The 19,071-nt window shown below is 73.5% G+C and carries 20 protein-coding genes; 11 read left to right on the plus strand and 9 right to left on the minus strand.

The features are described from left to right. Positions 1–169: 169 nt before the first annotated feature. From ACIP4P_RS38065 to ACIP4P_RS38090, 6 genes are all read right to left on the minus strand, one after another. On the minus strand, positions 170–610 hold the full coding sequence (locus tag ACIP4P_RS38065; RefSeq protein ID WP_400926936.1) for an SHOCT domain-containing protein: 441 nt from the start codon (positions 608–610) through the stop codon (positions 170–172). Between the two features lie 100 nt (positions 611–710). Next, positions 711–1,301 carry an NUDIX domain-containing protein gene (locus ACIP4P_RS38070; RefSeq protein WP_400926939.1) on the minus strand — a complete coding sequence of 197 codons (591 nt, stop codon included), beginning with the start codon at positions 1,299–1,301 and terminating at the stop codon, positions 711–713. Beyond that, on the minus strand, positions 1,298–2,455 hold the full coding sequence (locus ACIP4P_RS38075; RefSeq protein WP_400926942.1) for a type III polyketide synthase: 1,158 nt from the start codon (positions 2,453–2,455) through the stop codon (positions 1,298–1,300). The genes ACIP4P_RS38070 and ACIP4P_RS38075 overlap by 4 nt, the downstream gene beginning before the upstream one ends. Before the next feature lie 47 nt (positions 2,456–2,502). After that, positions 2,503–3,711 (minus strand): cytochrome P450, encoded by a 1,209-nt coding sequence (locus ACIP4P_RS38080; protein WP_400926945.1) that lies wholly within the window; start codon positions 3,709–3,711, stop codon positions 2,503–2,505. Between the two features lie 210 nt (positions 3,712–3,921). Beyond that, positions 3,922–4,623, minus strand: coding sequence for a response regulator (locus tag ACIP4P_RS38085; RefSeq protein ID WP_400926948.1), 702 nt, complete (start codon positions 4,621–4,623; stop codon positions 3,922–3,924). 11 nt (positions 4,624–4,634) lie between these two features. Further along, on the minus strand, positions 4,635–5,462 hold the full coding sequence (locus ACIP4P_RS38090) for a sensor histidine kinase (RefSeq protein WP_400926951.1): 828 nt from the start codon (positions 5,460–5,462) through the stop codon (positions 4,635–4,637). A 139-nt stretch (positions 5,463–5,601) separates the two neighbouring features. On the opposite strand from ACIP4P_RS38090, the gene ACIP4P_RS38095 reads away from it, so the two are divergent. The 6 genes from ACIP4P_RS38095 (at position 5,602) to ACIP4P_RS38120 (ending at position 14,076) form a co-directional block, all read left to right on the plus strand. Continuing rightward, positions 5,602–6,327: an ABC transporter ATP-binding protein gene (locus tag ACIP4P_RS38095; RefSeq protein WP_400926954.1), complete on the plus strand. Its 726-nt coding sequence runs from the start codon at positions 5,602–5,604 to the stop codon at positions 6,325–6,327. After that, positions 6,324–8,633, plus strand: a complete 2,310-nt coding sequence (locus tag ACIP4P_RS38100) for an ABC transporter permease (protein ID WP_400926957.1) — start codon at positions 6,324–6,326, stop codon at positions 8,631–8,633. The genes ACIP4P_RS38095 and ACIP4P_RS38100 overlap by 4 nt, the downstream gene beginning before the upstream one ends. Positions 8,634–8,821: 188 nt before the next feature. Beyond that, a complete protein-coding gene (locus tag ACIP4P_RS38105) occupies positions 8,822–10,078 on the plus strand; it encodes a hypothetical protein (RefSeq protein ID WP_400926960.1) in 1,257 nt (418 codons plus the stop codon). 25 nt (positions 10,079–10,103) lie between these two features. Beyond that, positions 10,104–11,039: a hydroxymethylbilane synthase gene (hemC, locus tag ACIP4P_RS38110; protein WP_400926963.1), complete on the plus strand. Its 936-nt coding sequence runs from the start codon at positions 10,104–10,106 to the stop codon at positions 11,037–11,039. Positions 11,040–11,191: 152 nt separating this feature from the next. Then, positions 11,192–13,084 (plus strand): serine/threonine protein kinase, encoded by a 1,893-nt coding sequence (locus ACIP4P_RS38115; RefSeq protein WP_400926966.1) that lies wholly within the window; start codon positions 11,192–11,194, stop codon positions 13,082–13,084. A 191-nt stretch (positions 13,085–13,275) separates the two neighbouring features. Continuing rightward, on the plus strand, positions 13,276–14,076 hold the full coding sequence (locus ACIP4P_RS38120) for an RICIN domain-containing protein (RefSeq protein ID WP_400926969.1): 801 nt from the start codon (positions 13,276–13,278) through the stop codon (positions 14,074–14,076). Between the two features lie 9 nt (positions 14,077–14,085). On the opposite strand, the gene ACIP4P_RS38125 is transcribed toward ACIP4P_RS38120, so the two are convergent. Beyond that, complete coding sequence (locus ACIP4P_RS38125; RefSeq protein ID WP_350514609.1) at positions 14,086–14,250, minus strand: hypothetical protein; 165 nt, start codon at positions 14,248–14,250, stop codon at positions 14,086–14,088. An 80-nt stretch (positions 14,251–14,330) separates the two neighbouring features. Between ACIP4P_RS38125 and ACIP4P_RS38130 the strand changes: the two genes are divergently transcribed. Beyond that, positions 14,331–14,858 (plus strand): hypothetical protein, encoded by a 528-nt coding sequence (locus ACIP4P_RS38130; protein WP_400926973.1) that lies wholly within the window; start codon positions 14,331–14,333, stop codon positions 14,856–14,858. A 1-nt stretch (position 14,859) separates the two neighbouring features. Here the strand turns inward: ACIP4P_RS38130 and ACIP4P_RS38135 are convergent, their stop codons facing one another. After that, positions 14,860–15,378, minus strand: coding sequence for a helix-turn-helix domain-containing protein (locus tag ACIP4P_RS38135; RefSeq protein ID WP_400926976.1), 519 nt, complete (start codon positions 15,376–15,378; stop codon positions 14,860–14,862). Between the two features lie 60 nt (positions 15,379–15,438). Here ACIP4P_RS38135 and def point away from each other — a divergent pair, with 60 nt between their 5' ends. From def to ACIP4P_RS38155, 4 genes are all read left to right on the plus strand, one after another. Beyond that, positions 15,439–16,023, plus strand: coding sequence for a peptide deformylase (def, locus tag ACIP4P_RS38140; RefSeq protein ID WP_400926979.1), 585 nt, complete (start codon positions 15,439–15,441; stop codon positions 16,021–16,023). After that, positions 16,023–16,667, plus strand: a complete 645-nt coding sequence (locus ACIP4P_RS38145; protein WP_400926982.1) for a class I SAM-dependent methyltransferase — start codon at positions 16,023–16,025, stop codon at positions 16,665–16,667. The genes def and ACIP4P_RS38145 overlap by 1 nt, the downstream gene beginning before the upstream one ends. 137 nt (positions 16,668–16,804) lie before the next feature. Next, positions 16,805–17,209, plus strand: a complete 405-nt coding sequence (locus tag ACIP4P_RS38150) for a nuclear transport factor 2 family protein (protein WP_400926985.1) — start codon at positions 16,805–16,807, stop codon at positions 17,207–17,209. Positions 17,210–17,330: 121 nt separating this feature from the next. Further along, positions 17,331–18,800, plus strand: a complete 1,470-nt coding sequence (locus ACIP4P_RS38155; RefSeq protein WP_400926988.1) for an MFS transporter — start codon at positions 17,331–17,333, stop codon at positions 18,798–18,800. Here ACIP4P_RS38155 and ACIP4P_RS38160 read toward each other — a convergent pair. Then, entirely contained in the window at positions 18,773–19,024 is a 252-nt protein-coding gene (locus ACIP4P_RS38160) for a DUF397 domain-containing protein (RefSeq protein WP_400926991.1), read from the minus strand. The two genes, ACIP4P_RS38155 and ACIP4P_RS38160, sit on opposite strands and share 28 nt — an antisense overlap. Between the last annotated feature and the right edge of the window lie 47 nt (positions 19,025–19,071).

A 19,071-nucleotide genomic window follows, 5' to 3' on the forward strand; every position in this document is an offset into this window, starting at 1 on the left:
TCGGGGAGCACCGGGGGGGGGGCCCCCCTCGCTCGGGCCGCGTGCGGGGGGGGGGCGGGGGGGGGGGGGGGGGGGCGGGGGGCCCCGGGGGGGCGGGGGGGGGGGGGGGGGGGGGGGGGGGGGGGGGGGGGGGGGCCCCGGCCCCCCCCCCCCCCGGCCGCTGTGCAGGTCAGGCCAGGAGTTTGTCCTTGGCCTTCTGGTACTCCTCGTCGGAGATGACGCCCCGCTCCTTGAGGTCCGCCAGCTTCGCCAGGTCCTCGACGTGGCTGCCGCTGCCACCGCCGTCCCCCGGCGCGTTCCCGGCGGCGTCCCGGATGTAGGCGCGGACCGCCGCGTCGGCTTTCTGGGCCTGTTCGACGTCCCGTTTCCCCATGCCCTGGCCACGGGCGATCAGGTACGCCAGGATGCCGATCAGCGGCAGGATGATCACCAGGACCAGCCAGCCGGCCTTGCCCCACCCGCTCAGGTCGTGGCTGCGGAAGATGTCCGTGATGATCTTGAACAGCAGGAAGAACCAGAGGATCCACAGGAACAGCTCCAACATCGTCCAGAAGATGTTGAGCATCGGGTAGTCCACTGCCAGCGAAGCGGCCAAGGCGTTGGTGTCCATGGAATGAGTCATATCACCGCAAAACGGACATCGCGCTCCGCTGTTCGGCTATTCCAGTGATCTTTCGCCTCAGTGGGAATACCCGGAGGTCGGGGCGACCTCAGCCCCGCCCGGCCCGCCGCCGCAGCTCCACGGCCAGCCCGATCAGCTCGCCCCACCAGGCGTCGTGCCCGGCGAGCAGCAGCCGCTGCGCCTCCGCGACCGGGACGGCCCGGACCTCCACCACCTGCTCGCCGTCCACCGGATTGGTCGGCGTCGAGTCCAGCTCGACCTCGCCCCAGCCCCAGAGCCAGGCCTTGTCCGGGTGCGGCTGCCACGGCCGGTACGGCACCGCGTCCTCGGTGTGGCACCGGTGCGCACCCAGCCAGGCCGCCTCGCCGACCAGCCGGGCGCCGGCCTCCTCGCGCAGCTCGCGCGCCAGGCAGTCGGCGACCGACTCGTCCCGCTCCCGGGTGCCGCCGGGCAGGAACCAGTGGTTCCGGTCGTCCCGGCAGAGCACCACCGCGTCGTCCGTGAACCCGACCAGGTGGATGTTGGTGACCAGCTCGTCCGGCGGCAGCTCGGTGGAGAACTGCGCGTCGTAGCGGCCCCAGGCCCAGTACTGCGGCGCGTGCAACGCCGGGAAGAGGGCGGCGAGTTCGGCGGCTCTGCCGGAGGCGTCGGTGTCGGTGCGGTCCGTGGTGTCTGTCATTCCGTGATCGTAGTGCCGGCCGGGAAACGGCGAGGGACGCCTTGGTGGACGAGGGCGATGTCGGAGGTGGAGATGGCGCGCGGGCGTCGGCGCGCCGCTCCGGTCGGGGCGTCGACCCAACTGCCCAGCGAGATCTCGGCGGTGATGCCCGGCCCGAAGCCGGCGATCAGGCCGGTGGTGCCCTCGCCCACCCCGCCGTCGGCGAACAGCCGGGCCAGGGCGTCGAAGACGACGGCGCTGGCGATGTTGCCCCGCTCGGTCAGGGTGGCCCGGCTGTAGCGGAACGTCTCCGGCGGCAGGTTGAGGAAGTGGCACAGGTCGTCCAGGATCCGCGGGCCGCCGGCGTGCACGATGTAGAAGCCCAGTCCGGAGACGTCCCAGCCGTGCTGTCCGGCCAGGGTGCGCAGTGCGGGGGCGAGCATCTCCATGGTGCCGGGCACCCGCTTGTCCAGCTGGAAGTGGAAGCCGGTGTCCTTGACCCCGTACGAGATCCAGTTCTCGGTGTCCGGGACGAGGTGCGAGCCGTTGCGTTCGACGTGCACCCCGGTGCCGCCCTGGCCGCGCATCACCACGGCGGCGACGGCGTCCCCGAACAGGCCGTTGGAGAGCAGCGAGCCGACGCCGAGGTCGCTCGGCTGGTAGCAGAGCGAGCAGAACTCGCAGGCGACGATGAGCACGTTGGCGCCCGGGTAGGCGCGGCAGAAGTCGTGCGCGCGGTTGACGGCGGCGCCGCCGGCCGCGCAGCCGAGCTGGGCGATCGGCACCTGGCGGGTGTCGGAGCGGAAGCCCAGGGTGTTGATCAGCCAGGCGGTCATCGACGGCATCATGAAGCCGGTGCAGGACACGTAGATGATCAGGTCGATGTCCTGGGCGACCAGCTCGGCGTGGCCGAGGGCGCGTTCGACCACCTCGGGGACGCGGCGCTTGGCCTCCCGCTCGTACACCTGGTTGCGGACGGTGAGACCGGGGTGGGTGAGGGTCTGCTCGATCGGCTGGACCAGGTGCCGGGTGCGCACCCCGGTGTTCTCGATCAGCCGCAGGGCCAGGGCGAGTTGGGGGTGGTCGGCGTGCAGGGTGCGGGCCAGGTCGAGGGTCTCGTCGAGGGTGATGACGTGCTCGGGGACGGCGATGGCGGGACGGCAGAGTACGGCCATGGTGATGGGTCTCCCCAGGGTCGGGCTTGACGGGGTGGGGGAGGGGGCTACCAGGCGACCGGCAGGGTGCGCGGGAAGCGCCAGATCGAACCGGAGTCCCAGTCGAGCTCGGCCGGGTCGACGGCCAGCCGCAGCCGGGGGAAGCGCCGCAGCAGGGTGCCGATGGCGACCTGGAGCTCCATCAGGGCGAGGTGCGAGCCGAGGCAGCGGTGCTGGCCGTGGCCGAAGGTCATGTTGACGGGCCCGGCGGTGCGGTCGAGGTCCAGCTCGTCGGGGCGCTCGTAGACCGAGGCGTCCCGGTTGGCGGTCAGGTAGGAGACGTGCACGGCCTCGCCGGCCCGGATCAGCACGCCGCCCAGCTCGACGTCCTCGGTGGCGACCCGGGCGATGCCCACGCCCTGGCGGAACGGGATGAAGCGCAGCAGCTCCTCCAGGGCGTTCGGCAGGGCGTCCGGCCGGGCGCGGAGTTCGCCGAGCTGCTCGGGGTGGGTGAGCAGGGTGTAGGTGATGTTGCTGAGCTGGTAGGTGCTGGTGTCGTGGCCGGTGACCAGCAGGACCATCGCCATGACGGCGAGTTCGTCGGCGTTCAGCAGGTCCTCGCCGTCGCGGGCGGTGGCGAGCGCGCTGATCAGGTCCTCGCCGGGGTCGGCCCGGCGTTCGGCGGTGAGCGCGGTGAAGTAGCCGCGCAGGCCGGCCTTGGCCTCCTCCTGGCCGTCCCGGCTGCCCGGGCCCATCCGCATCATCGCGACGGCCCAGCCGCGCAGTCGGTCGCGGTCCGGCTCGGGGATCTCCAGCAGGTCGCTGATGGTGTGCAGCGGGAGCCGGGCGGAGAGGAAGTGCGCCAGGTCGGCCGGGGCGCCGTGCTCCTCCATCTCGTCGAGGTAGCCGTCCACGACGGCCTGGGTGCGGGCGCGCATCCGCTCGACCTGGCGGTTGGTGAAGCCCTGGGCGACCAGGCGGCGCAGCCGGTTGTGCTCGGGCGGGTCCATCAGGTTGATCGACTCGGCCTGGGCGATCGCGGCGGGCGTCATCCGGGGGAGGTCCCGTCCGATGCCGGCGGCGCGGCTGAACCGGCGGTCGGTGGTGACCAGTTTGACGTCCTCGTAGCGGGTGGCGAGCCAGGCCTCGCCCTCGCCGTGCGGCAGCCGGATCCGGGCGATCGGGGCCTCGGTGAGCAGCCGCTTGAGGAGGGGGTCGAACTCCAGGCCGTCGGTGTGGTGGAAGGGGCAGTCCCACACGGGGGTGGTGGCGGTCACGGGCCCGTCCAATCCAGGGTCTTCGGCATGCGGGTGTCATGAGGGTGCGGAGCCGCCCGAACGGTGCGCGGTGTGCGGGGAGTTCGGGCGCGGACATGCAGATGTTCCCCCATGAAATGGCAAAGATGTGAATCCGATGAACTCTTCCCTCTAATGAGTGAGATGGATGATTGTCATGCGAATTAGTCGTCCTGGTGGGCGAGTTGACGATCAGTCGTTCGCGCCCGGTGCGACCAGTCCGGTCTCGTAGGCGAGCACCACCGCCTGGGCCCGGTCGCGCAGGTTCAACTTGGCGAAGATCCGGGCCACATGGGTCTTCACCGTCGATTCGCTGAGGGTCAGTTCGACCGCCAACTCGGTGTTGGAGAGCCCGCGTCCCAGCAGTCCGAGCACCTCCGCCTCACGCGGGGTGAGCGGCGCCAGGTCGCGGTGCAGCCGCGGGGCGTCGGCGGGGCGGGCGGCGGGGCGCGGGGCGTCGGCCGCGAAGCGCTCCACCAGGCGGCGGGTGATCGACGGGGCGAGCAGCGCGTCACCGGTGTCCACCAGCCGTACGGCGGCGGCGAGATGGGCCGAGGTGACGTCCTTGAGCAGGAAGCCGCTGGCCCCGGCCGACAGCGCCGCGTAGACGTAGTGGTCCAGGTCGAAGGTGGTCAGCATGATCACCCGGCAGTCGGGCGCCTGCGCCAGGATCCGGCGGGCCGCCTCCAGGCCGTCCATGGTGGGCATCCGGATGTCCAGCAGGGCCACGTCGGGCCGGTGCCGCAGCACGGCGGCCACCGCCGCGGCGCCGTCGCCGGCCTCGGCGACCACGTCGATGCCGCGTGCGGTGAGGATCATCCGGAAGCCGGTGCGGACCAGTTCCTGGTCGTCGGCGATCACCACCCGGGGGCGGCGCTCCTCATGCTGTTCCACGGTCTCCCCCGTCACGGCCGGTCCAGCGGGATGCGGGCGCGCACCCGGAAGCCGCCGCCGAGCCGGCGCCGGGCGTCCAGGTCCCCGCCGTACACCGCGACCCGCTCGCGCAGGCCGAGCAGCCCGCGCCCGGCGCCGTCGGTGCGGCGCGGCTTGGCGGGCGCCCCGGAGAGCACGCTGGGGCCGGAGTTGAGCACCTCCACCCGCAGGTAGTGGTCCGCGTACCGCACCGTCACCTCCGCCGTCACCCCGTCCCCGTGCTTGAGCGCATTGGTCAGCGCCTCCTGGACGATCCGGTACGCCGTCACGTCGATGCCGCCGGGCAGCGGCCGCGGCTCGCCGGAGATCCGCACCTCCACCGGCAGCCCGGCGAAGGAGAACCGGTCGATCAGCGGGCTCAGCCGGCTCAGGCTCGGCTGCGGCGTGAAGTCCGCCGCGGCCGGCTCCTCGCTGCCGTCCGCCGCCGGGGCGAGCAGCCCCAGCAGGTGCCGCAGCTCGGTCATGGTGTCCCGGCCGGCCGCCTCGACCGCGCCCATCGCGGCCGCCGCCTCCGCCGGCATGGTGGCCAGCACCTCGCGGGCGGCCCCGGCCTGCACCACCATCAGGCTCACGTTGTGGCTCACGATGTCGTGCAACTCGGCGGCGATCCGCGCCCGTTCGGCGTCCACGGCGGCGCTCGCGGCGCTCTCCCGCTCGCGCTCCAGCAGCCAGCCGCGCTCGCCGATGGCCTGCCGGTACAGCCGGCGCGCCCGCACCAGCGCGACGCCCAGCCAGCCGGCGCCCGCGCAGGCCGCGCCCGCCACCGCGAGCACGATCCAGTCCGTTCCGCTTCCCCCCATGGCGCCAGCCTCCCAGGCCGGTGCTTGATCCACATCATCCGGGGGTGCCGCCGCCGTACATCCCCGGTACTACGGCCACCTGCGGTTACACCCGGGGTGGGACGTGACGCCCGGCCGGCCGCGCCTACCGTCGTCGACCATGAGCAACGACCACGACGGGACCACCCGCCCCGACGACGCGCCGTACGTCGTCGAGCTGTCCGGGGTGCACAAGGAGTTCGGTGACGCCAAGGCGCTGGACGGCCTCGACCTGCGGATCCGCGCGGGTGAGGCGGTCGCCGTGATGGGCCCCTCGGGGTGCGGCAAGTCCACCCTGCTGAACATGGTGGCCGGGCTGGACCGGCCCACCGCCGGCACCGTCCGGGTGCAGGGCCAGGACCTGGGCGGGCTGAACGAGCACGGGCTGGCGCTGTTCCGGCGCCGCCACATCGGCATGATCTTCCAGTTCTTCAACCTGATCGACGACCTCCCGGCGCTGGACAACGTCGCCCTGGCCGCCCAACTCACCGGCACCGGCGCCCGCCAGGCCCGCCGCCGGGCCCTGGAACTGCTGGACGAACTCGGCGTCGCCCACCGCAAGGACGTCTACCCGGCCACCCTCAGCGGCGGCGAGCGCCAGCGGGTCGCGGTGGCCCGCGCCCTGATGAACCGCCCGGCGCTGCTGCTCGCCGACGAGCCGACCGGCGCGCTGGACAGCCGCTCGGGCGAGCAGGTGATGGACCTGCTGATCGACCTCAACCAGATCGGGCAGACCCTGCTGATCGTCACCCACGACCCCGCCCTGGCCACCCGCTGCGCCAGCCGGCTGGTCGAGGTCGCGGACGGCAAGGTGGCGCGCGAGCGGATGCTGGAGCCGCAGTCATGACCGGCGCCGTGTGGCGGGCCTCCCGGGCGGCCGTGAAGCGCCGCCGGGTGCAGACCGTGGTGATCGGCCTGGTGGTGTTCTGCTCCACCGCGACCGTGCTGCTCGCCCTCGCGGTGATCAGCGCCGCCCGGGCCCCCTTCGACGCCGCCTTCGAGGCCGAGCGCGGCGCCCACGTCAGCGCCGTCTTCGACCCGGCCAAGGGCTCGGCGGAGCAACTGGCCGCCACCGCCCACCGGCCGGGCGTCGAGGCGGCCGCCGGGCCCTTCGACCAGGCCGTGGTGACCATCCCCCAGGACTGGGTCGGCCACGCGCCGGGCCCGCTGACCCTGGTCGGCCGCCCCGACCCGGCGGCCGCCCCGGTGGACCGGGTGGAGGTGCTGTCCGGCCGGTGGGCCACCGCGCCCGGCGAGGTGGTCATCGACACCCCCGGCGGCGGGTCGGCGAAGTACCTCGGCACGCCCCTCACCACCAGCACCGGACTGAAGCTCACCATCGTCGGCTTCGCGACCGACATGAGCCAGTCCTCCGGCGGCTGGGTGACCCCCGAGCAGGCCGCCGCCCTGCACCCCACCGGGCGGCAGATGCTCTACCGCTTCACCGACGCGGGCACCGCCCAACAGCTGGCCGACTCGCTGGCCGAGGCCACCGAGGGCCTGCCGAAGGACGCCGTCGCCAACGGCCAGTCCTACCTGGTGCTCAAGCAGGCCTTCTCGGCCGGCGCCGACGCCTACCTGCCGCTGATGACGGTCTTCGGCGTGCTCGGTCTGATCGTCGCCGCGCTGATCATCGGCAACGTGGTGAGCGGCGCGGTGGTCTCCGGCTACCGGCACATCGGGGTGCTGAAGTCGATCGGCTTCACCCCGCGCCAGGTGGTCACCGTCTACCTGACCATGGTCTCGGTGCCCGCCGTGGTCGGCACCGTGCTCGGCACGGCGGCCGGCTGGGCGGCCGCGTACCCGATCCTGGAGACCGCCTTCTCCGGGATCGCCACCGGCACCGCCGTGATCGAACCGGCCGGCTGGCTGCCGGTCGCCACCCTGCTCGGCGTGCCGCTGCTGGTCGCCCTCGCCGCGCTGGTCCCCGCCTCCCGGGCCCGCCGGCTCTCCGCCGCCGAGGCGATCTCGGCCGGCAGCGCCCCGCGCACCGGGCGCGGCCTGAGGGTCCAGCGGTGGCTGAGCGGCACCCGGCTGCCGCGCGCCGTCAGCCTCGGCCTCGGCCAGCCCTTCGCCCGCCCGGCCCGCACCGCGCTGACCATGGCCGCGATCGTGCTCGGCGTGGTCACCGTGACCGTGACCACCGGCGTCAGCGGCACCCTGGCCCGGTCGATGACCGCGCCCGACCGCTACACCCACATCGACGTGCAGACCAGCGCCTTCTCCGAGAACAAGGTCGCGCCCCGGCTGACCCCGGAGCAGACCACGGCGATGCTGCACGCCACCCCCGGCGCCGACCAGGTCTCCGTCCGCGGCCTGGTCCGGGTCGGCCTGGTGGGCCAGCCCCAACTGGTCTTCGCCAACTTCTACGGCGGCGACGCCATGGTCGACCACCGGCGGCTGAACGTGGTCGAGGGCCGGCCGGCGACCGGGCTGAACGAGATCGAGGCCGGCCCGTCCTTCCTGGACCAGCACGGCCTCAAGCTCGGCGACAAGGTCACCCTGCTGCTGGACGGCCGGCAGACCACCGTCACCCTGGTCGGCCTGGAGGTCCAGGGCAACGCCAACGCGATCGCCTCCAACGACGCCACCCGCGCGCTGCTCACCCCCGACCCGCACGTGGTCGAGTACGACGTCCGGCTCGCCGCCGGCGCCGACGCCAAGGCCTACCGGGACGCGGTCGACGCCGCCGACCCCAGCCTGTCCACCTCGGTGGTCACGGCGAACGCCGAGGGACCGGTCGTCGCGATCAAGACCTTCAGCACCGTCTTCACCGTCCTGCTGTCGGTGGTCGCCGCGCTCGGCGTCTTCAACACCCTGCTGCTCACCATCCGGGAGCGCCGCCGCGACCTCGGGATGCTGAAGTCGATCGGGATGACGCCCCGGCAGGTCGTCGCGATGACGGTCACCTCGGTGGCCTGGCAGGGCGTGGCCAGCGGGATCATCGGCATCCCGATCGGGATCCTGGTGCACCGGGTGATCGTGGAGCACGTCCGGATCATCCACTTCACCGACGCGATGATCGACGTCTGGGGCGCCCCGCTGCTGGCCGGCCTCGCCCTCGCGGGCGTCGCCATCGCCGTCCTCGGCGCGCTCGTCCCGGCCCGCTCGGCGGCCCGGCTGCCGATCGCCGAGGTGCTGCACAACGAGTGAGCCCCCGCGGGGGGACGGCGCAACGTGGCGGTCGCCCGCGGGGGACCGCGCAACGTGGCGGTCGCCCGCGGGGAACCGCGCAACGTGGCGGTGTCCGCGGGGACTTGAGGAACGGCCGGGCGGGGAACCGCCCGGCCGTCCGTCGCGTCCCACCTCGCGCCGACATCGGGGGAGAAGGGGTGAGGCGGGTGTCCGTCAACCGTTCCGGACCGGCCGTTCGGGCCGCTGTGACACTGGGCGGCGTGGTGCTGTTCCGGCTCGGGCAGAGCCTGCCGCAGCCCGGCGTCGACCCGGCCGTGCTGCGCCGGGTCGCCGACCGCACCCTGCCGGGCGACCAACTGCGCGGTCTGGTCGACCTGGTGACCGGCGGCGGGCTCTACCGGCTGGCGCTGCTGCCGTTCGGCGCCCTGGTGGTCTTCCTGGCCCGCCCACTGCTGCTGGGGCTCACCCGGGTGAGCCCCCGACTCGCCGCGCTGCGCGAGGAAGGCGAGGCCGGCCGCGCCGTCCTGCGCCGGCTCGAAGCCTGGACCACCCTCGTCCTCGGCCTGCTCGGCGGCCTGGCGCTCGGACTCGTCGCCGACACCGGCCGGTTGCTGCCGGGTCCGGCCGCCGGGGACGGCGTGCTGCGCTGGCACGGCGTGCCCGCCGTCGCGGCGATCACCGGCTGCACCGCGCTCGGCGCGCCGGCAGTGCTGGCGCTGGCCCGCTGGATGACCCGGTACGGGCTCGGCCACGGCCTCGCGGTGCTGCTGCTCGCCCAGGTGCTCGCCGTCCTGCCGGGCCAACTCTGGGACGTGGAGCGGGAGTCCGGCCCGGCCGGCTACGCGCTGGTGTTGGTGGCGGCACTGTTCGCGCTGGCGGCGACCACCGCGCTGGTGATCGCCGGGCGCCGGGGCGGGCGGCACGTCCCGGTCCAGTACGCCCGGCGGATGATCGGCGTACGGCGGTCCGGGGGCCGCGAGCCGACGTACCTGCCGCTGGTGCTCAGCCACCGCGGCTTCGTCCCGGCGGTGACCGCCGCGCTGCTGCTCGCCCCCTTCACGCCGCCCCGACTGCCTTACCTGGTACTGCTGTTCGCGATCGCCGCGCTCGGCGCGGCGGTGGCCGTACGGGCCGGGGACTCGGTACCGGGGCAAGCCAGGGTGATGGAGCGGGAGGGGGCGTTCATCCCCGGGATCCGGCCCGGCCGCCCGACCGTCGCGTACCTGACCTACGTGCGCGGACGGCTCGCCGTCGCCGAGGTGCTCGGCACCGGCCTGGTCGCCGTGCTGCCCACGCTCGCCCTGGCCGCCGTCGGCGCGGCCGACGGCTACCGCTTCGGCGGCGCGAGCCTGCTGGTGGCGGCCGGCACGGCGCTCGGCGCGGTCGGATCGGTGCTGGGGGACGTCCAGGAGGCGACGGCGACGCGGCGTTACGCCGAGTACGTGACCGAGCGGCGGTCCTGACCGTCAGGACCCCTATCATCGCGCCATGGCCACCGCTCAGCTGATCCGCATCGTGTCCCGTTCCTCGCCCATGGCACTCGCCCAGGTCGACCGGGTCCGCGCCGAACTCGCCGTACTGCACCCGGGACTGCGCACCGAGGTGGTGCCGGTCACCACCTCGGGCGACCGCTGGACCGGGGACCTCGCCGCGCTCGGCGGCAAGGGCGCGTTCACCAAGGAGGTCGACGCCGCGCTGCTCGCCGGGGAGGCCGACGTCGCCGTGCACTGCCTCAAGGACGTGCCCGCCGACCGCCCGCTGCCCGCCGGCACCGTCTTCGCCGCGTACCTGCGCCGGGACGACATCCGCGACGCGCTGGTCCACCCCGGCGGGCTGACCCTGGCCGAACTCCCGCCCGGCAGCCGGATCGGCACCTCCTCCGTCCGCCGCATCGCCCAACTCGCCTCCTCCCACCCGCACCTGGAGTGCGTGCCGATCCGCGGCAACGCCAACAGCCGGCTCGCCAAGCTGGACGCCGGGGTGGTCGACGCCCTGCTGCTCGCCGTCTCCGGCCTGGAGCGGATCGGCCTGCCGGAGCGGATCACCGAGGTGCTCGGCATCGAGGCGATGTGCCCGCCGATCGGCGCCGGCATCCTGGTGCTGCAGTGCCGGGAGGACGACGCGGCGACCGTCGAGGCCGTCGGCGGGCTCGGCCACCACGACACCTGGCGCGAGGCGGCCGCCGAGCGGATGTTCCTGCACGTGCTGCAGGGCCACTGCAACAGCCCGATCGCCGGCTTCGCCGCCGCCGAGGCGGACGGCCGGCTCTCGCTGCGCGGCCGGGTCTTCACCCCGGACGGCAAGCGGGTGCTGGACGCCCACGAGTGGGCGGGCGCGCTCAGCCCGGAGGACCTCGGCACCTCCGTCGCCCTGGCGCTCAAGCGGCAGGGGGCGCAGGAGCTGATCACCTCGATCCCGCACTGACTCGATCCCGCACTGAGCTGCGTCGGGGGCGCCGGGCGGCCCGGGCGATCTTTTGCTCCGATGAACTGTTCCGGCGTGCCCGCAACTGAGATGATTCCGTTCGGGGGAACGGCAATTGACGTTGCATCACGCCGGGGGTGGCTGTGGAGGCGTTGAGACCCACCGATCCGACGACGATCGGTGGCCGCTACCGGCTGCTGGCGCGGCTCGGCAGCGGTGGGATGGGGATCGTGTACCTGGGGCGCTCGCCCGGCGGGCGGCTGGTCGCGGTCAAGTGCGTGCACTGGGACCTCGCCACCGACCCGCTCTTCCGGCGCCGCTTCACCCTGGAGCTGGAGGCCGCCCGGCGGGTCGGCGGCTTCCACACCGCCCAGGTGGTCGACGCCGACCCGGACGGCGACCCGCCCTGGCTGGTCACCGCCTACATCCCCGGCCCGTCCCTGGAGGCGGCCGTCGCCGAGCACGGCCCGCTGCCCGAACCGGTGCTGCGGGTGCTCGGCGCCGGGCTGGCCGAGGCGCTGGCGGCGATCCACGCGGTCGGGCTGGTCCACCGGGACCTCAAGCCCTCCAACGTGCTGCTCGGCGACGACGGGCCGCGGGTCATCGACTTCGGCATCGCCCGCGCCCTGGATGGCGCCTCGATCACCCGCACCCAGACCGTCATCGGCACCCCCGGCTACATGGCCCCCGAGCAGATCGCGGGCGAGCCGCTGACCCCGGCCTGCGACGTGTTCAGCCTCGGCCGGGTGCTCTGCCACGCGGCCGGCGGCGACCCGTACGGCGGCGGCAACCCGCAGGTGCTGCTCTACCGGATCATGCACACCGAACCGGACCTCGGCGGCGTGCCCGAGGCGTTGCGCCCGCTGGTCGCCGCCTGCCTGGCCCGCCGCCCGGAGGACCGGCCCACGCCCGCCCGGCTGCTGGAGCGGCTCGGGCCGCCCGGGTACGACGGACCGACCGGCTCCTGGCTGCCGGAGCCGCTGCGGGTGCGGCCCGCGGTGCCCGAAGTGCCGCTGCTGGAGCCGCAGGTGGGCCCGGTCACCGGCTCCTTCGGGCCGCCCGTCCCGGCGCCGCCGTCGGTGCCGCCGACCCGGGTGCCGACCATGCTGGGCGGGGACCCGTACGGGGTCGACGGCTGGGCGCGGACCGAGGAGGCCGGGGCCCGGCGCCGCCGGACGCGCCGCCGGCTGTGGGTGCTGGTGCCGAGCGCGCTGGCGCTGGTCGCGGCCGGGGTGACGGTGCCGCTCTACCTGACCCGGGACAAGGGCGGCCCCGGCCTGGACAACGGCGGCTTCGTGGTCGCCAAGGACGACGGCAGCCCGCCGGACTGCGTGACCGGCGGGACCGCCGGCGGCTTCGGCGGCGCCGCGGCCGGCAGCGCCAGTCCGGCCCCGAACCAGGGCCCGCCCCCGTCGGTCCCGGCCGACACCCCGCACCCGCCCGGCCTGGTCACCCCGGCCGACCGGGACGGCCTGACCCTGGGCAAGTCGCTGGTGCTCAGCTGGGACAAGACCGGCGCGGTGACCAAGGTCTTCACCAAGCGCGGCGACCAGCCCTGGCAGGGCTCCGGCTGGCTCACCTCCGGCGACTGCACCTTCAAGCCCACCGAGGCCGGGGTCTACCAGTGGGCCGTGGTCGCCGCCAACACCTCCAACGGCAGCATCGGCAGCGGCTGGAGCATCTCCCGCTACCTGAACGTCCAGACGGACCAGAACCGGGGCACCAACCCGGTCAAGGCCGCGCCCTCCGCCCCGCTGCTGGTCCTCCCGGCGGACCAGCAGGTGGTCAAGGCCGGACAGCCGGTGGACTTCAGCTGGGCGACGGCCGGCAGCAACTCCACGGTGAACATCCTGGCGCCGGGCGCCAACGACTGGGACCACCGGCCCTGGCAGTCCGGGCTGAGCCTGACGTACACGCCGAAGACTCCCGGGGTGTACATCTGGACGGTCTTCACCACCGGGCCGGGGGACTGCACGGGCGGGCCGATCAGCACCGGCGCCTGCGAGAGCGGGGGGAGCGAGCAGCGGTACCTGATCGTCCAGTAGTGGAGGTCGACGAACGTCCTTCCGTCCGGTACCACCGCGCTCCCTAGGTGTGCGAAGAGCCCCGGCCAACTCCCGTGCCGTTCCGGCCAGTTGCGTGTCAGGTACACGGCGGCACAGCCCCGGTCCGCCTAGCATCGGTGCGCCCCGACCGGTCGGCGGGGCGCCCGAACGAGCTGGGGACGGGGACGGACATGACGGTGCGGATCATCCGGGGCCAGGGCGTGGACGCGTGCCCGCCGGGCCACTGGGCGCTGTACGACGACGTGGAGTTCAACCGGAAGGGCCCCGCGGACATCCTGATCGGCGACGCCTCCGCCGGGAACCTCGGGGAGGTCGGCTTCGACGGCCGGGCCTCCTCGTACGTGAACCGCACCGGCCGCACCATCTCCCTCTACGACGACGCCGGCTACGGCGGCCGCCGGATCGACGTCCTGCCCGGGCGCGCCGAACGGCTGGTCGTCGACCAGCGGACCGTCCGCCCGTACGTCTACAGCAACGAGGAGGTCGGCGACATGAACGACGCCGTGTCCTCGGTGGAGGTGCGGGAGCCGGGCCCGGAGACCGCCCGGCTCCTGCCGGAAGCCGGCACCTACACGCTCGTCAACGTGTACAGCGGCAAGGCCCTGGACGTGCTCAGCGACGGCTCGGTGCTGCAGTGGACCGGGCACGGCGGCCCCAACCAGCGCTGGACGCTCACCCCCGTCGGCTACGGGCTGTACACGCTGACCAGCGTCTTCAGCGGCAAGGTGCTGGACGTGACCGGCGCCAGCCGGCACAACGGCGCCCGGGTCCAGCAGTGGACCGGGAACGGCACCGCCGCCCAGCGCTGGCGGGTGACCGAGGCCGGGGGCGGCGTCTACCGGCTCCAGTGCGTCGGCAGCGACAAGTACCTCGACGTCCAGGACGGGCGGACGGACGACGGCGCCCCGGTGCACCAGTGGGAGCACGACGACAGCGACAGCCAGAAGTGGCGGCTGAGCCCGCTGGGCTGAGGGCTTCCGTCAGCGCTTGAGGAACCGCAGGTAGAACGCCGCGAACACCAGGACGATGCCGATGTTCACCAGCAGTCGCGGCCAGAAGTGGTTGCGGAAGAACAGGAAGTCCACACCGACCACGAGGGCCACCATCGCGAGCACGTAGATCACGGCGATCGTCTGTCTAGCCATGCTTCTGTTGTACCGCGCAGCGGCCCCCGTCGAACCGGTGCGGGGAGAACCGGGCGGCTGTTCGACGCGTCCGTTGAGGCGTGATCAGTGGGGTGCTCGGCGGGATGCCGATGTTCTGGCCCGGACTGCTGCTCTCCCTCGTCCCGGCGGCGCTGCTGAACCGGCCGGTGGGGCGGCTGCTGCGGGCGCACTGGGTGGTCGGCTTCCTGCTGCTGCTCGGGCTCGGCGGGGTGGTGGTGGCGACGCTGCTGCCGGAGGCGTTCCAGCTCTCGCGGGACGCCGTGCGGCACTGCACGGTGCGGGGCGGGCGGCCGCGCTCGCCGTACGAGCTGCTGCACGTGCGGCACATTGAACTCAAGCTGGCGACCTACGCCCCGGTGGGCTTCGCCGCCGCCCTGGCCGGGACGCGACGGCGGGCGGCGGTGGCGCTGGCGGGTGCGGCGGTGCTGCCGTTCGGGGTGTCGGCGCTGCAGTACGCGGCGCCGGCGATCGGGCGGGCCTGCGACGTGCAGGACGTTTGGGACGGGGTGCAGGGGGTCGTGCTGGGAGCGGTCGCGGGGTCGGTGGCCGGGCCGGTGGTGCGGGCGCTGCGTTCCAGGGCGGCCTGACCTACTGGTCGAGCAGGGGGAAGAGCCGGGTCACGACGGCGACCGGACGGGCCCCGGCGGGGCGGGCGGCGGGGTCGTCGTCCCGGTCGCGGTAGCGGGCGAGCAGTTGCCGGACGGCCTCGCCGACGGCGGTCAGCTCCTCGGGGGTGAGGTGGACGACGGCGCTGAACGCCTCGTCCCGCTGCCACTCGGCGGGGGCCTCGGCGCGGCGGGCCAGCCAGCGCTGGTGGCTCTCGTCCTCCAGACCTCGGGCCAGTTCGCTGAACTCGTCCCGAGGTGCGGCCGGTTGGGCCTGGGGGAGGCGCCAGGGGCGGGCCCGGCCGTCGGTCGCCGGGGCCTCCTCGATCAGGCCGTAGCGGGCGAGCTGGCGGAGGTGGAACGAGCACAGGCCCGAGCTGTGGCCGAGTCGGGCGGCGGCCTCGGTGGAGGTCAGGGTGCCGCGTTCGGCGAGCAGCTCCAGCAGGGCGGTGCGGACGGCGTGCTCGGGCAGGGCGCCGGATCTGACGGTCTCTTCGGTCACTTTGCAAAGTCTGCTACTTTGCAAAGTCGACAGCAAGTCAATCCCGTGAAGGAGCACCACGTGTCCGAGCCGAACGACCGTCCGACCGTCCTGCGGATCACCGAGGTGGGGGAGGAGATCCTCGCCCGCACCTGCCGCACGGCCGGCGCGGAGGACTTCGGCAGCCCGGAACTGGCCCGGCTGATCGACGACATGTTCGCCACCATGTACGTCGCCGACGGCTGCGGCCTCGCCGCCAACCAGGTCGACGTGGACCTGCGCCTGTTCGTCTACGACTGCCCCGACGACGAGGGCGTCCGGCACGTCGGCCACGTGCTCAATCCGGTCGTCGAGGCGCAGGAGCCCGGCCGCCGCCTGATCGAGGACACCGAGGGCTGCCTCTCCGTCCCCGGTGCCAACACCCAACTCGCCCGCCCGGAGCGGGCGGTGGTGCGCGGGGTCGACCAGCACGGCGAACCGGTGGTGATCGAGGGTACCGGCTACTTCGCCCGCTGCCTCCAGCACGAGACCGACCACCTCAACGGCGGCCTCTACCTCGACCGGCTCTCGGCTCGCGACCGCAAGCGGATGCTGAAGCAGACCGCCGACCGGCGCGACAAGGTGTTCGCCCAGCGTGCCGCCAAGGCTGCCAAACTGGCCGGGTGATGACCGAACCCGCACACCTCGCCGCTGTACGGGTGTCGTACGACACCGTCGCCGCCGACTACCTCCGTCTGGTCGTCCCGCCCGAGGGCATGGACCCGGTGTCGCGGGCGATGATCGCCGCCTTCGCCGAACTGGTGCGGGAGTCAGGCGGCGGCGAGGTCGCGGACCTCGGCTGCGGTCCGGGGCGGATCACGGCGTACCTGCACAACCTCGGTCTGTCCGCCTTCGGCGTCGACGTGTCCGGCGAGATGATCGCCCTCGCGCGGCGGGCGTACCCGGAGCTGCGGTTCACCGTCGGCTCGATGGGCGCCCTGGAGGTGGCGGACGGTTCGCTCGGCGGGATCCTCGCCTGGTACTCCGTCCACCACACCCCGGCTGACCAACTGCCCGCGCTGTTCGGTGAGTTCGCGCGAGTCCTGGCTCCCGGTGGTCACCTGCTGCTGGGCGGCCACGTGGGCGAGGGCGAGCGGCGCCCGACGGCGGCGTACGGGCACCCGGTTTCCTACACCTCCTACCTCGTCCCGGTGGGGCGGCTGGTCGAGCTGCTGGAACAGGCCGGCTTCACCGTCACGACGACGCTGGAGCAGCCGATCGCGCAGCGGGACGACCGCTCGCACGCCTGCCTGCTGGCGCGGAGGTCGTAGCGGGTCGAGACGCGAGTCCGTGCAGGCCGTCGGCAGGGTGTCCAGTTGAGCGTGCGCGGCGCACGCATTTCATAGTACGGTGCAGATGCGTGCTCGACGCACGCTTATTCTCCGACTGCACCACCAAGGGGACACCCATGACCGCCGCCACCACCCGCACCGACATCGCCGCCGCCCTCACCGACCTGCTCTTCACCCCCGGCCTGGACCTGGCCGAGGCCGTCGACCGGCACTTCGCCCCCGACTACCGCCAGCGCACCGACGGCCGCTGGGACGACCGTGAGGAGTTCACCGCCCACATCGCCCACCTGCGTGAGATCGTCGCCGGCGGCGAGATCCAGGTCCTGGAGGAGCTGGTGCAGGGCGACCGCTACGCGGACCGCCACATCGTCGACGTCCGCAAGACCGACGGCTCCGCCGTGCGCATGGAGGTCTACCTCTTCGGCGAGCTCGCCGCCGACGGGCGCTTCCGCCGCATCGAGGAGACCACCCTGATGCTCCAGGGCGCCGACGCCGACCGGAACCTCGGCAGCGCCCGCTGACCCGGCGGCCCCGCCCGCCCGCGACCCCCGTCGCGGGCGGGCGGGGCATCGGGGGCGAACCGCACTGCCCCGCCTCCGCGATCCGATCTCCGCTCACGTGTCACCGCTGGAGCCCACACCCATGACCCGCACAGGCAACCGCCCGCACTACAACGTGACCTTCGCCGTCCTGCTGCTCGGCGTAGGGGCGTACTCGCTGCTGCAATCACTGATCATCCCGGTCCTGCCGACCCTGACGGACCGTCTGCACACCAGCCAGTCCGCCGCAAGCTGGCTGATGACCGCCAACCTGCTCTCCGCCTCCGCCGCCACCCCGATCCTGGGCCGGATCGGGGACAAGATCGGCAAGGAACGGATGCTGGTCGCCACCCTCGTCGCGCTGACCGCCGGCGCCGCGCTGGCCGGCCTCGCCCACTCCATCGGCCTGATGATCGTCGCGCGCGTCATCCAAGGGCTGGGCGGCGGCGTGGTGCCACTGGCGTTCGGCATCATCCGCGACGAGTTCCCCGCCGGGAAGGTCCGCGGCGCCGTCGGCGTCACGGCCGCCCTGAGCGCCGTCGGTGCGGGACTCGGGCTGGTCCTGGCCGGGCCGATCACCGAACACCTCGACTACCACTGGCTGTTCTGGGCGCCGATGGCCATCACGGCCGTCGCCGCCGTCGCCACCCTCCTGTTCGTCCCCGAATCCCCCGTCCGCACCCCGGGCCGGATCAGCTGGGGTGCGGCGCTGCTGCTCTCGGCCTGGCTGGTGGCCCTGCTGCTCGCCGTCAGCAAGGGACCGAAGCTGGGCTGGGGCTCACCGTGGGTCCTCGGCCTGTTCGCGGCCGCCGCGGCCTTCTGCGTCGGCTGGATCCTGGTCGAACTGCGCTCCGACGAGCCGCTGATCGACATGCGAATGATGCGGATCCCGGCCGTGTGGACCGCCAACCTGGTGGCGCTGCTCTTCGGGGTCGGGCTGTACACGACGATGACGGTCCTGCCGCAACTGACCCAGATGCCGCGCGAACTCGCCGGCTACGGCTTCGGGGCGACCGTCACCCGGTCCGGCCTCTACATGCTGCCGCTGACGGTCGGCATGTTCGTCCTCGGCGTCCTGGCCGGGCCGTTGGCTGCCCGCTTCGGCTCCCGGCGGGTGCTGATCGCCGGCAGCCTGGTCGCCGTCGTCCCGTTCGCGATGCTCGCCGTCGGCCACGACCGTGCCTGGCAGATCTACACCACGTCCGCCCTGGTCGGCATCGGCCTCGGACTCGCCTTTTCGGCGATGTCCGCCATCGTCGTCGAGGCCGTCCCGCCGTCCCAGACGGGCGTGGCCAGCGGCATGAACGCGAACATCCGGACGATCGGAGGCGCCGTCGGCAGCGCGGTGGCGGCGAGCATCCTCTCCTCCGGCGTCACCGTCGGCCACCCCTTCCCTCAGGAAGCCGGCTACACCGCCACCTTCTGGTTCCTGACCGGCAGCGCCGTACTCGCCGCCGCCGCGGCGTTCGCCGTCCCGGCGGTCCGAACCCGCCGGGCCGCGGACAGCGCGGGAGCGGCGAGCGTTGAGGCCGTAGTGGTGAAGCCTCAGAGCCGTACAGGCGCGGGGGGTTGAGAGCGGGCGAAGTCGACGAAGGACTGCCAGGCGGCGGGGGAGAAGGCGAGTTGGGGTCCGGACTTGTCCTTGGAGTCGCGGACGTGGATGGCGGTGGTCGTCTCGGCAACCTCGACGCACTCGCCGCCCTCATTGTTGCTGTAGCTGCTCTTGCGCCACGCGACCTCGACGCACTGGCCGCCTTCGTTGCTGCTGTGGCTGCTCTTGAACCAGGCAAGCTGCATGTCTTTGACGGTACGCCGATGGCCCGCCACCGGGAAGGTGGTGGGCC

The sequence above is a fragment of the Kitasatospora sp. NPDC089509 genome (genome assembly GCF_044749365.1).
Taxonomy (GTDB): Bacteria; Actinomycetota; Actinomycetes; order Streptomycetales; family Streptomycetaceae; genus Kitasatospora.